This is a genomic window from Pirellulaceae bacterium (assembly GCA_029243025.1).
Classification (GTDB): Bacteria; Planctomycetota; Planctomycetia; order Pirellulales; family Pirellulaceae.
In genome coordinates this window covers 1-12,557 of the sequence record JAQWSU010000033.1, presented here as the reverse complement: position 1 = coordinate 12,557, position 12,557 = coordinate 1, and the positions used below count along the sequence as shown (strand labels likewise).

12 protein-coding genes and 1 pseudogene are annotated in these 12,557 nt (G+C 51.6%); 2 read left to right on the top strand and 11 right to left on the bottom strand.

Features of this window, described 5'->3' with window-relative positions:
- Nucleotides 1–45 precede the first annotated feature (45 nt).
- The 8 genes and pseudogenes from P8N76_15395 to P8N76_15360 form a co-directional block, all read right to left on the bottom strand.
- Nucleotides 46–318 (bottom strand): annotated as a pseudogene (locus P8N76_15395) (PhoU domain-containing protein).
- 220 nt (nt 319–538) lie between these two features.
- Nucleotides 539–724 (bottom strand): hypothetical protein, encoded by a 186-nt coding sequence (locus P8N76_15390; GenBank protein MDG2383051.1) that lies wholly within the window; start codon nt 722–724, stop codon nt 539–541.
- An 82-nt stretch (nt 725–806) separates the two neighbouring features.
- A complete protein-coding gene (locus P8N76_15385; protein ID MDG2383050.1) occupies nt 807–2,489 on the bottom strand; it encodes a Na/Pi cotransporter family protein in 1,683 nt (560 codons plus the stop codon).
- 555 nt (nt 2,490–3,044) lie between these two features.
- On the bottom strand, nt 3,045–4,187 hold the full coding sequence (locus tag P8N76_15380; GenBank protein ID MDG2383049.1) for an ABC transporter permease: 1,143 nt from the start codon (nt 4,185–4,187) through the stop codon (nt 3,045–3,047).
- A gap of 1 nt (nt 4,188) precedes the next feature.
- Nucleotides 4,189–4,896: an ABC transporter ATP-binding protein gene (locus tag P8N76_15375; GenBank protein MDG2383048.1), complete on the bottom strand. Its 708-nt coding sequence runs from the start codon at nt 4,894–4,896 to the stop codon at nt 4,189–4,191.
- Between the two features lie 19 nt (nt 4,897–4,915).
- Complete coding sequence (locus P8N76_15370; protein ID MDG2383047.1) at nt 4,916–6,523, bottom strand: efflux RND transporter periplasmic adaptor subunit; 1,608 nt, start codon at nt 6,521–6,523, stop codon at nt 4,916–4,918.
- A 32-nt stretch (nt 6,524–6,555) separates the two neighbouring features.
- Nucleotides 6,556–7,725: an ABC transporter permease gene (locus tag P8N76_15365; GenBank protein ID MDG2383046.1), complete on the bottom strand. Its 1,170-nt coding sequence runs from the start codon at nt 7,723–7,725 to the stop codon at nt 6,556–6,558.
- A 23-nt stretch (nt 7,726–7,748) separates the two neighbouring features.
- Complete coding sequence (locus tag P8N76_15360) at nt 7,749–8,387, bottom strand: hypothetical protein (GenBank protein MDG2383045.1); 639 nt, start codon at nt 8,385–8,387, stop codon at nt 7,749–7,751.
- 399 nt (nt 8,388–8,786) lie between these two features.
- Between P8N76_15360 and P8N76_15355 the strand changes: the two genes are divergently transcribed.
- Nucleotides 8,787–9,029 carry a GlsB/YeaQ/YmgE family stress response membrane protein gene (locus P8N76_15355; GenBank protein ID MDG2383044.1) on the top strand — a complete coding sequence of 81 codons (243 nt, stop codon included), beginning with the start codon at nt 8,787–8,789 and terminating at the stop codon, nt 9,027–9,029.
- Between the two features lie 297 nt (nt 9,030–9,326).
- Entirely contained in the window at nt 9,327–10,148 is an 822-nt protein-coding gene (locus P8N76_15350; protein MDG2383043.1) for a histidinol-phosphatase, read from the top strand.
- Nucleotides 10,149–10,209: 61 nt separating this feature from the next.
- Here the strand turns inward: P8N76_15350 and P8N76_15345 are convergent, their stop codons facing one another.
- The 3 genes from P8N76_15345 to P8N76_15335 form a co-directional block, all read right to left on the bottom strand.
- Nucleotides 10,210–10,407: a hypothetical protein gene (locus P8N76_15345; protein MDG2383042.1), complete on the bottom strand. Its 198-nt coding sequence runs from the start codon at nt 10,405–10,407 to the stop codon at nt 10,210–10,212.
- A 477-nt stretch (nt 10,408–10,884) separates the two neighbouring features.
- The gene (locus P8N76_15340; GenBank protein ID MDG2383041.1) at nt 10,885–11,034 is read right to left on the bottom strand and encodes a hypothetical protein; all 150 of its coding nucleotides are present in this window, start codon (nt 11,032–11,034) and stop codon (nt 10,885–10,887) included.
- A gap of 58 nt (nt 11,035–11,092) precedes the next feature.
- A complete protein-coding gene (locus P8N76_15335; GenBank protein MDG2383040.1) occupies nt 11,093–12,427 on the bottom strand; it encodes a Gfo/Idh/MocA family oxidoreductase in 1,335 nt (444 codons plus the stop codon).
- Nucleotides 12,428–12,557 lie beyond the last annotated feature (130 nt).

Sequence of the window (12,557 nt, the reverse complement as noted above, 5' to 3'; positions counted from 1 at the left end):
AGATCACGCCGAAGCGATACCCGATAAAACTGCCTCATGAAAGGCTCAATCAGGCTTTGTCGCATCGCTATCGTTGTGACGAATATCCTCGCCCTTGACAAGGTAGATAACCTCTTCACTGATATTCGTTGCGTGATCAGCAATTCGTTCCAAGGCTCTCGCAACAATCATCTGAATAAACCCTCTGCCGATGCGATTTCCTCCCGCGATCGCATCGCGGACCCGCTCATCACTAAGAAGATCCTGTGTGATCGGATCATTCAGCACATCGACCAGATCATCTAAGGCGATTGTTGCCCTTACCAGCGAAACATGACTCTTGCTAAATGCTTCTCAAGCATCCGACAACATTTCCGCAACGATGCTCGACTTAGGCATCCATGTCGAATACGTTTTTGCTCGCTGCAAATTGAAGAATCTCGCAGCGATTGTTGGCTTGATCGCCAATCCGTTCTAGCTCACTAACGATTCGGGAGCCCGTGATCATAAACCGCTAATCAGAGGCCACGGGACGATGAACCGTAAGCGTGCGAACGGCCTACGAATCGATTGCCAGTTGCATTCGATCTAAAGCAGATTCGGCTTTTAAAACCTCCAGAACTAATTCATATCGATGATTCGAATCACACGCTTCAACAGCCTTATCGACCATTTCGACGGCCAATTTGCCAATCGACAGAATCAAAAACCGAAGATTCGCAACTTCCTTCGAGATCGTACTCACGTGGCGCCACCTAATACGATACAAGGTGCGTCAAGCAGCCACGCCGAGTTGCGTCGGGCAAAGATCTCACCAGACGCAGTACTTATTTTTCGCCACACACAGCCTCTGCGATGTTACTGATGTGGTCGCGCACTCGCGAATACGCGTTCAGGGCCGCTAGAAAAGCAACAGTCAACTGTGGAGAGATCTCTCCGGACGAAATTTGATCCAAGTGTCGCCTTCTCAGTTGCTTCACTTCTTCCTTGATCCGATTGGACAACGACTCCGTCTCCGTAACGACGTTGCGATTATCCTGGGTCAGTGCTGAGTTGATTTTGGCCTGATATTCCATCAACTGTTCATTTATCGCGATCAGGCCTTCACGCTGCTCGCCTGTAAAGCGATGTCCGTCACGTCGAAGCTTCCGATCGAACGTGTCGAGATTCGCAACGTAATCACTTACGGATTCATACTCGTCCGCCATGCGTAATTGTCGTCGGCCTTCGTCCGCGATCGAATGAGGCACATTCGCTGAGAGCAGATTGGTGACAAAGGCGGCAATTTCGTCATGCACTGTGTCCAATTCGTCTTCGCGCTGCTGCAATCGATCTCCCATGGATCGGTCAGGATCGTCATCTCGCAGTAACTGAGCCAGCCAATCTAACATCTCCGCGCAGCTTGCCCCCATTTTTTCTATTTCTCGCCTGGATTGTTCGATCGCCAACGGTGGTGTTTCTAGGATGCGTACATCGAGATCCGTGAGATGGGGTTGCTCCTTGAATTCCTTCGACGGCACCAATCGAGTCAGCAAACGAGTGAAGAAGGGGACGAAAGGTAAAAACAAAAACGTGTTTGAAACATTAAAGATTGTGTGCGTTGCCGCAATCGCCATCGTTGTATTCGGGAATGTCTCTTGACCATTCACCATGACTGCTTTGCTGACATCCTCACCAACAATCCATTGCACTAATTCAATGTAGGGCTGGAAGAGAGCAGTGATCCATAACACACCAATCATGTTGAAGATTACATGGAAATATGCCGCACGACGCGCATTGGTCGTTGCGCCAAGAGAAGCCAGGATTGCAGTGATCGTCGTCCCAATATTTTCACCCAACACCAAGGCCGCTGCCGTTTCGTAGGAGATAATGCCCTGAAACGCGAGGGAAATGGTAATGCCTAATGTGGCGGAAGAGGATTGCACCATCATCGTCAAGATGCAACCTGCCAGCGCACATTGGAGTACACCCAAATAACTGTTGGCTTGAAAACGTTGGAACCACAATTCGAATTCAGGCATGTCTTTGATTAGACCGCAGGCGTCTTTCATTAGCTCAAGACCAAAGAAGACCATACCGACGCCCATAAAAACCATCGCCCAATAACGATAGCGATCGCCTTTTGAGAACAAATAGCCAAAGGCACCAAATCCCAACAAGGGAAGTCCATATTTGCCGATCTTAAGCACTAGGATCCAACCCGTGATCGTCGTGCCAATATTGGCACCCAAAATGACTCCAATGGCCTGGGTTAATTCCATGAGGCCACTGTTCACAAATCCTACGACCATGACGGTCGTGATCGAACTGGATTGAACCACGCAAGTGACAATCACCCCAACGATCGTCGCGAAAAAGCGATTTGTCGTGACAGCGCTGATCAACTTCCGCAAACTTTTTCCCGCGACGGTTTGCATGCCCTCCGACATGTATTTCATGCCGAGCAGAAAAATTCCGAGACCACCCACAAGTTCAAACACAAGCTTTAAAAGGTCTTTCGATTCCAAAGTCTGTATCTCCTGTCGAAGCGAGCACGGCGGGATATGAAGAAAATGTAAATATTCCGAGAATGTAAACCATATCAGCACGTTAGGCTACTCTAGGACCCGTTATATTCAGGGGATAATACGATTGAAATAGCCGAAGCTTCCGGACAAACGGTACAAATCCAACAACAACTCCCATCACCGCCAATCCACTGGAACTTCAGGTTGAACAGGAAAGATGGAAAACTGCTTATTCGAGCCGAACACTCGTTGACCTGGCGGCTGGGACAGGGCGAATAATCCACCTTTCGCCCCTCAACAGACTCCGACCCGCCGCGGATTCTGCAAGGGTGTCTTGCCACCATCGAGGATTGAGATTCCCTCTCGTTTCCTCGCCGGGAGAGACCGCGGTGAATGACTCTCTGCCAGGGTGCAGGAGCGCCCTTTTTCTAATGCTCGCCGTTCCCAAAAAACAGAAGAGGAACAAACGCATTACAACCATTGAATCTGGAGTTGGGCTGGGACAGTCCGTCAGAAGATCGTTCGTACCGGAAGGAAAAGCTTAACGGCCTGACCTTAGGTATGACGTAACGCGGGCACGATTGCTGCATGAGCAGCCTGCCAAGCAGGTGTAATACCGGCAAGCAATCCAACTGCGACGGCGATCAGGAGTCCCTCAGTCGCCAGAAAAATGGATGGCTGGAAAGCGATGGTCACGCCCTCCGCAGCAACTGACATTTGCGAGACGCTTAGCAGGAGCCCGCTCACCAGCACACCGAACAATCCCCCCAAAGTACTCATGAGCATGCTTTCGGCAATAATCAATCGAAATACGCCAGCAGGTCGTACCCCAAGAGTCTGCAACACAGCATGTTCTTTAATTCGATCTTGAACTGACATGACCGTCGTTGTTGCCACCAATGACAACACAAGTCCGACACATGCATATCCCAGCCAATGCACAAAACCAATTAACTCGGCCAAGTCAGCCAGGGTATCCGCTTGAAACATGCCTTTGGTTCGTGTGGAGGTAGCGATCGGGCCACTGTGAAAAAGTACGTCGATTTGTTTGGCTGCCAACTCGGCATCAGCAGATTCATCAAGCCGCACTTCGAATTGTGTCACGGTGCCCGTGTCATTTTCTCCTCGGGCTCGCTGTAAGAAATCGAGGTGCGTGTAGATAACGTTGTTTTCCGCAGCAACGTTGGATTTAGAGATTCCCGCCACAACGACGGACACTTCACCAATGGTAAATTTATCTCCCACGGACAATCCGCGACGGAGAGCGACGGCCTGACCGACCACAGCACCATCCTGGTGCCGGTCGAATTCGCTCCAATCTCCCGCAACTAGATCCAACTCACGCCAACGGCGAAGTTGTTCGGATGCGAGCCCCTGAAAAACAATTGCATCTAAGCTTGCTCGGCAATTATTGGTGAACACTTTAATGGGAATCACTTCAGTGACACCCGCGATTCGCTTTACTTCACTGGAGTAATCTTGCGGTAACCGACTGCTTTGTGGACAGAAGCGATTTTCTTGAAAAACCACTAACGTGCGTCCCGCTTCGCTCCCTTTCGTGAGTGCATTCAACCCTTGTTGAACGGATCCGACGAAACAGAACACGAGCAGTGCGACGGCCGTACCGCTGACCGTAAGCAGCGTGCGCGTGCGATGTCGCCAGAGACCTTTAATGAGGTAGGGTGTGAAACGGAACACGTCAAGCCACTCCCTGTCCAACAACGGTTCGCTTCCCATCTTCGAAGAGTCGCCCACGTTCTAGACGTATCTGACGATCTGCACGTGAGCCGGCCTCACTATCATGGGTCACCAACAACAACGTCATACCCAACTCACGGTTTACTCGTTCAAGCAAAACAAGGATTTGCTCGGTGGTCTCATCGTCCAAACTTCCAGTTGGTTCATCGGCAACCACGATTGTTGGATTGGCGACAATCGCTCTGGCAATACCGACTCGCTGCTCCTGCCCTCCCGACATTTGCCGCGGGTAATGGGAAGCACGGGAGGTTAGATCCACGGCCTGGAGTGCCACGTCGACTCGCTTCCTCCGTTCCGAGTTACTCATCGAAAGCAGCAACAACGGCAACTCGATATTTTCATACGCCGTCAACACGGGAATCAAGTTATGGGTCTGAAAGATATAACCAATGTGCGAGGCCCTCCAATCCGCCAAATCACCTCGAGACAATTCGGTAATATCTGTCCCCTCCACAATAATCTGACCTGAGTTTGCCTGGTCGATACCGGCGATCAAATTGAGCAGCGTGCTTTTTCCGCTTCCGCTAGCCCCCATGAGAGATGCAAAGTCCCCTTTCGCAATCGAAAGCGAAACTCCGTCCAGCGGACGAATCGCCTCGTCGCCATTTGCGTACTCTTTGGTGACGTTAATCACATTCACCAGCGACATCAAAAACTCCCTTTCGTTATCACTTTTTTAACGATGCAGTCGCACGGGCTTGATATGCGACCGCACCACCCGAATTAGCGTTGGCGGATGACACCCGAATGCGTTTCCCATTTACCAGCTTTTGCTGGCCGTTGACGATCAGCTTGTCCGTGGCTGAGAGTCCTTCGGTGACTTCTACAAGGGCACCACCAAAGTCCTGACTCCCCAAAGTGATATTTTTGAGCACCGCCACTTGTTGGGTGATATCCGCAAGCCAAATACTCGTTTGTCCGGCATTCTTGATTACGAGTGGTTGTGGCACATAAACACGTAATGGCGAACTCAGTTGATCTTCCACTTCGAAGGGGGAGGGCGGCGCAAGGAATGTCACTTTGGCCAACATTTCCGGTTTGATCACTTCCGGTGGTGAGCTAATCGCAATCTTGACCTGGAGCGTGTTCTTTTGAATGTCGGCCTTCGTTGTGACTGCTAACACCTCTCCAACAAACCGCTGACTGGCCGCTACGGTTTGGATTGAAACAGGTTGCCCAAGTTGCACCTGTGGCACATCCTCAAGTCGCACGTCAACTCGAACCTGCAAATTATTCGGATCATAAAGACTCGCCACAGCGCTCGAACCTTGGGCGGAATGAGGATTGAGCCCAGACAATCTTTCACCCGGTCGGGATTCGAGACTGAGAACGAAGCCATGAATGGGTGATTTGACGACCATTCGTTCCAGTTGCAAGTTGGCCGCCTCGACCGCCAATTTCTTTTGTCGCAAACGTGCTTGACTGGCTGCCAAACTGGCGTTGGCAATTGCCAAGCTGCGTTGTTCTTCTGTTTTCAACGAAAGCTTTTCGGCAAGCGCGTCGCGGCGATCTCGCACAGAGCTCAACTGCGTTTCGAGTCGCGGTTGACGGGCGACCAGTTCGTTGTACTTACCGAGAGCCGAGAAAAAGAGAGCGTCCGCTTCGCGCAAAGCCCTTCCTGAGATTGCATCACCGGCCTGCCGTTTTCCAGCCAAATTAGCCTCTGCCAGATCACGATTGTTCTTTGCCGTTTGCAGCTGAAAGCCAAGGTCACTTAATTCGGTTTCGGTTTTGGCTAATATTATTTGAGCTTCTGCCAGATCCGCACGCAGGTCGAGTGGATTTGCGTGATTCTGTTGCGCGGCGACCAAAATGGCCTGGGCGCGCAGAACTTCGGCTTTTTGCAGATCGTGATTGGCAATCGCCTCGGAGACAGCCAACTTGGCGTCGGTGTCGATCAACATCGCTAAGGCTTGATCTTTCGTCACACGCTGGCCTTCGACGACCAGAATTTGATCGATGACTCCCGATGCCTGTGCCGACACGATCACGGGGGTGGGGCGAGGTTCGATCCACCCAGCAGCTTGAAAAAGGGTCGCACCCTCCTGCTTTACCTCAACACGACTGACGACGACCGGCACGATGGAAACATCAACGGCGGGCATTAAGGAATGACGAGCCGACCAAAGAAACAATGTTCCGAACGCAAGCAAGACCAACGCAGGTAACACATATCGCGTCCACCAGGTCGGGTTGATGCGCAGCAACTTCTTTCCGTCGGAATCCTTTCGATCGACGATTAGTTGCTTCAAATCAAGCTTCCGTGAGTCATTCATAAATTAAATCTTTGCATCGCCTTCGTTACCAATTAGACGGCTCGAATGGCTTCCACGACAGGTAATCTCATGGCTTTGATCGCCGCAGGCAAAGCCCCCAGCATTCCAAGCAACAAGGCAACGCCACAGGCGATTGCGATGGCCAAACTATCGATTTCAAGCATGAAGGCCCCCATCGTGAACCGTACGGCAAGTCCGTCGATGAAGACCAGCCCAATGGTGCTGGCGGCCAAGGCTCCGGCACAGGCCAGCAACGTGGCCTCTTGGACCAGTGTCAGGAGAATGGCACGACGACGAAAGCCCATCGCCTGTAAGGTAGCTAACTCGCGAACGCGTCCGACGACGGCACCATACATGGTATTTAGCCCAGCAAACACACCCGAGCCCGAAATTAACACGACGACCATCCAGCCTAGCATTCTCACGGGGCGATAGTGAGTTTGCAACGCTGCATAATATTCACTTTCCGCAACCGATTTAAGCTCCAGATCAACCCGTTCTCGACAAAACAGATCAACGTCGGCCAAATCATTCGAATCGCGCATCCTCACTGCAACCAAACTCAAATCCTGCCGTTTAAGCGTCGTCTGCAACTGAGCCAGTGGGGCCCACACTTCCGCTTCGAAAGCGGATCCTGCCGCGACAAAGCGACCACTGATGGTCCAATTCGCTCCGTCGAACTCGATTGATCTACCCACTGCTAAGTCGTCGCGGTCAGCGCCAATTTTCGAGTGGACTAATCGGCCAACGATCACCTCACCAGCTTCCGGCCAGTGGCCTTTGACCAATTGAACTTGGTCCCGCACCAGGGGCGCGTTGATCGTCACGCCTCTGACCAGCCCCATCCCGGGTTTCCTGATATTTTCGGTGGTAATGCGCGTCCCCAAATAGAGCTCGGGGGAGACGTGATCTCTTCCGTAGCTCTGGCCGATGCCACGGACGCTCGCCGTCAACAGCCCTGCGACCCTCGCAGGAATTGCTGAATTTTCAATGTCTTCAGCTGAGGAGAGAGAGTACACCAAGGCTACGTTGGGATTCCCAGTCGCCGCCAGCGAAGCTTCCAGACCGCGTATAAATCCAACCACCACGAGGACCAATAGCAGGACAATCGTCAAGCCAACCAAAGTCAAACCACTACGCGATGGTCGGCGAAAGAGGTTTCGTACGCCGTAATCCCAAGGCAAAAGGCGTCGCTGGACCATGCGTTCATGCCTTACACAAAAAGTTAGCGGCGCACGTAGACCCCGTTGGCCAACATCACAAAATTCCCACTCTCATCCCGTTTGGCAATCCCTTCTACAACGACAAGATCGGAATCATTGAGTCCCAACAAGAGCCGCGAGTCGATCGGCACCAACGCACCCGCTTCATCCACGACTTTTACAAGCGCCGTACAAGCGATTCGTTCCGATGCACAACAGTCAGCCAGACACATCTCGTTTTCTGTCGAATCTTCGCCGTCACCAACTACCGTTACCGCTGCATCCAGTAAGGTGAAGGCCGCGCGTCCGTCAATCCAAGGATCCTTCGATCCGCCGACCCTGCCAACTATCACGAGGGTATCACCGTCTTCAGTGTCTTCTCGAGCAGCAATGATTCCAATCGCACCGGTCGGCTCAGCACTCAATAGGTAGCGTTGACTATCCACCGTCGTTTGGCTCGAAGAGCCGCAGCCCATCGATGACGCCATCGCCATGACCGCCAAAAGATTGATCACTCGCATGTAACCGATTCTCCAGTTTCGCAGACCCGAAACACCGTTCCGCCATGAAAGAGCTGAGTCCGATTGTTGGCAGGTCGCATTGCTTCCATTGCCGGAAGGCAGCAGGCAGTTCGTTTCATCATCACCATGAGGTGATTGCAACGCTGCGATTGCGTAAGACCTCTATCGACCCAGGCACCGAAGGATGCTTAACCGAATCAAACCACTATGCTGATGCTCTATATCCTACCAAACGCGAATCGCTTTCCCAGATAAAACAATCGTTGCAGGTGATCCGATCTCGGGCCAAAATCCACCCGAAGGGCCCGCGTTATTCGAACATCCTTTACCCAGACCTGGATTCCACGTAACAGTTCAATGCTGCTGGCCGTCGAGCCTCTCCGCAGAAGAGGCTCAATCCATCGGTAGAAAATCGAGCGTATTATCCGCGAATCAGCCGAGAAACCAAGCCCTCTTCCCACGGCCTGCCGCCAGACGCCCCAATAAGAGGTATGATAAGAGTAAAGTTACTAAAAAGTGTTGGGTGCAAGGAGCATTTCGATGGAAATTATCTGGTTTTTAATCATTGGTGGACTCGCGGGCTGTTTTGCCGGCATGCTGACTGGCAACGGTGGTTTTGGCATCATCGCGGACATCATCCTCGGCATTATCGGTGCTGTGGTCGGTGGTTACCTTTTGGGTTCCATTGGCATTTTTGAAAGTGGTGTCTTGGGACAATTGATCACAGCAACGGTAGGCGCCGTGGTGATATTATTGATTTTCAGACTGTTCAGCAGACGCTGACCTTGTTTCGGTTAACGTCAACGAATTGAGACAGATGAGCCCCGTTCGTCCAAGTTGAGAGCGGTTTTTTTTTTGCGGTCAACTCGCTTACATTTTGCAATATTTGCGGGCAGAGCAAGATCGGGCGGGAAGAAAACATCCGCGGTAAACCGTAATGCACAGCAAAGCAACCGATTGTTGAGCCCTCCAATCATCGCCGTAAACAACAACTCCCAAACGTTACATCGATCCTCAAACCAACCTGATTAGTATTGGCTTGACCTACCCTGACAGTTGTTTTGCCTCTATGATTGAAGCATGCTTTACGAAACCCATTCGCACACCCCGCTGTGCAAACATGCATCCGGCGAACCGGAAGAGTACGCCGAAGTTGCAGCAGCAAGGGGACTGTCCGGCTTAACAGTCACCTGTCACAACCCGATGCCGGATGGATTTTCTCGACGAGTTCGAATGGCACCGGAAGAATTCGACGAATATGTCGACCTCGTCGCTCGTGCCCGCGAAAGTTGCCAAGATCATGTTGATGTGCGACTGGGGATTGAGGCCGACTACTTTGAGGGCTACGAAAGCTGGCTCGAGCAGCAGATTGCCTCGGCCGACTTCCATTACGTGCTCGGGTCGGTTCATCCGCAGATTGACGAGTTTCGGGAAACTTATTGGCAGGACGATCTGCGCGAGGTCCAACGCACTTATTTCTCCCTGTTAGCCCAGGCGGCGGAAACGAAGTTATTCGACTGCATTTCTCATCCGGATCTGATTAAGAACCATACGCAGCGTTGCTGGGATCCGCAGGCGATTATGTCTGACATCTGCCGTGCTCTGGATCGGATTGCCGCCACCGGTATTGCCATGGAGCTGAACACGTCGGGCGCCAACAAAACGATCCGCCAGATGAATCCCTTTCCAGAAATGCTCAAGGCAATGCGAGACCGAGAAATCCCCGTGGTGATTGGCGCCGATGCCCACATCCCGGCCCGTGTGGGTGACGGCTTCTTGGTGGCCCTCGATTTACTGGCAGGTTGCGGATATGAGCAGGTCAGTTTCTTCCTCGATCGGCAACGACAGGACGTTTCAATTTCAGCAGCTCGAGAAACTCTTTGTGAGAATTCCGTCAGCTGATTATTGCGACATTCGCCTCCAGTTCTTTCAGCCCTGGCGGCCAAATTCGCCACATTGACGTTTATGACGACTGAGTTGTTTCCCAAAACTGCTGTGATTCAACACGGAGGGCTCGGTTGAATTTACTCGAAAAATTCTCCCAAGCGATATGCGCGGTCAGCTCAACAATCTCGTCATCGTTGAAAACCCGCTTAAGACGATCATAGAATTCATCACTCACATCCTGATCCGATCGTGTGATTCGATCGGCGTATTCCAAGGCCAGTTTTTCGTTTTGCTGGAATAGCTCACTCGACTCATATTGGGACAGGGCGATTAGCTTTGCTTCGGAGACTCCGAGCTTACTGCCAATGGCAGCGTTGATATCCTGTCAGAAGACGCAGCCATTTAATTCGGCCACACGGCGATTGACAAGCGCAACCAGTGCGTGATTCACCAAGCCAGCACTCTCGAGCCCCCCCCCCACATTCCAACCACACCACGAAAGATCGAGGGGCACCTCGCGAACAGTTCGTACGGCTTCAGCTGTTGCCCGAACTGCTTGAGTTGGTGGGCGAACGCACGATCAATGTGAGCTTCAGTCGAATCCTGAAGTCCGTCCATTCTAGCCATCAAATACTTCCTTGTTTCCTAGATCTCGTCATCCTCGACAAACTCATGTTGGCGACCACATGGCGATCAGGCAAATTAACGGACTGCTCGCTGAACTGCATTCACCTTCACTGGTGAGCGCCTTTTATCGTGAGGAAAACATCCTCAGCACCAGACTGAGCACCACCGTAATGACGACGCTACCAATGATCGCTATATGCAAATGAAATAAAAATTTCAGCACAACCAATAAGGCAACGAACAGTCCCAATTGAATCAATATATTTTTGCTCATCAACACTCCCATTTGTGTACAACGGTGAGCTCTCCATCTCAAGGATCGCCCCTACCTGTTAACTCACAACTTGGTTTAAGCCATAAGGTTCCCGATAATGCTTGGCCAACATATTATTGGCCTCATCACAGTCAACGAATTGCTGTGCAGCATGGTCAAAATCTAAGCGACCGCGGGTGCGAAAAGCGATTTCGCCGAAGTGCACCAAGGCACAAGAGTTGTGGGCTACCTCTGCCGCCGCCCGCGTCTTGGTATCTCTTGTCCGCACGGAATCCAAGAAGTTGGCCATATGCTCTTCATAGCCTTTTTTGCCACGAAGCTCTTTGCCTTCGGTCGGTCCGGGCGTTCCCTTGGGGCCTTGGAACACACTAAATGCACCACGGCGAGAAAAGACCATATAACCCTCGGTGCCATAGAATACATTTCCGTTGTCAAAGCCATGTATCCCATAAGCAGTAAAGGGATAATTCTCGTAGACGAGCAATCGCCCGTCGGGATATTCATAAGACACCACCATGTTGTCAGGATATTCGCTGGCGTGACCATGTAACATCATACGACTGCCTCGTGCCGTAATCTGACTTGGAACTGTATCGACGCCCAGGCCCCAACAAGCCATGTCAAGATCGTGAATTCCATCATCGCCAATTTCACCATTGCCATAATCTCGATACATACGCCAGGACCCGTGAAAACGGTGCCGATTGAAGGGCCGCTTGGGCGCGGGACCGAGCCATCGATCGTAATCAACACCAGCAGGCGTCTCACTATCAGCGATCGGCTTGGTAACTTGTCGCGTTTCTGCGGTCCACGCCTTCGCAACCTTGACTTCGCCGATTGCACCATCACGCAGCAACTTTTCAGCTTTGGCCGTGACAGGACTGCTTCGCATTTGACTGCCTTGTTGAACGACGCGCCCATACTTTTTGGCCGCCTTAATAATGGCATGCCCTTCGTTATAAACGTGGGAAATCGGTTTCTCGATATAGACATCTTTGCCTTCTGACATCGCATCCAATGCAATCGGCGCATGCCAATGATGGGGCGTGGCAATAATGATTGCATCGACATTCTTATCGCGTATCACATCCTCGTAACGGGACGTTCGCTTTGGCTGTTGAGGCTGGAATCCAGCTACCCTGCCTGACATTCGCTCCATTTGCCCCGGATCAACGTCGCACAGCCAAGCGAAGGAGACATCTTCATTGCGAGAGACGAGTCCTGACACATGGTGGCCCATGATGCCACCACAGCCGACAATCCCCAGAGTTATTTTTTCTTTCTCAGCTGCGGCCGCCGTTTGCACTCCCCCCAAAGTGGATACGGCTGCCGCTACCGCAGCTGTTTCCGTTGACTTACGCAGAAAGTGTCGTCGTGTAGTCTTTTCTTTCATTGTCAGCTCTCCACTGCGAGATTAAAACTGCGAGATTAAAACTGCGAGATTAAAACTGCGAGATTAAAACTGCGAGATTAAAACTGCGAGATTAAAACTGCGAGATTAAAACTGCGAGATTAAAACTGCG

Coding starts and splice junctions, on each gene's coding strand:
- P8N76_15375 (MDG2383048.1), bottom strand. CDS start 4,896: ATGTCGCTGGTGAATGTGATTAACGTCACCAAAGAGTACGCAAATGGC.
- P8N76_15365 (MDG2383046.1), bottom strand. CDS start 7,725: ATGGTCCAGCGACGCCTTTTGCCTTGGGATTACGGCGTACGAAACCTC.
- P8N76_15350 (MDG2383043.1), top strand. CDS start 9,327: ATGCTTTACGAAACCCATTCGCACACCCCGCTGTGCAAACATGCATCC.
- P8N76_15340 (MDG2383041.1), bottom strand. CDS start 11,034: ATGAGCAAAAATATATTGATTCAATTGGGACTGTTCGTTGCCTTATTG.
- P8N76_15335 (MDG2383040.1), bottom strand. CDS start 12,427: ATGAAAGAAAAGACTACACGACGACACTTTCTGCGTAAGTCAACGGAA.
- P8N76_15355 (MDG2383044.1), top strand. CDS start 8,787: ATGGAAATTATCTGGTTTTTAATCATTGGTGGACTCGCGGGCTGTTTT.
- P8N76_15370 (MDG2383047.1), bottom strand. CDS start 6,523: ATGAATGACTCACGGAAGCTTGATTTGAAGCAACTAATCGTCGATCGA.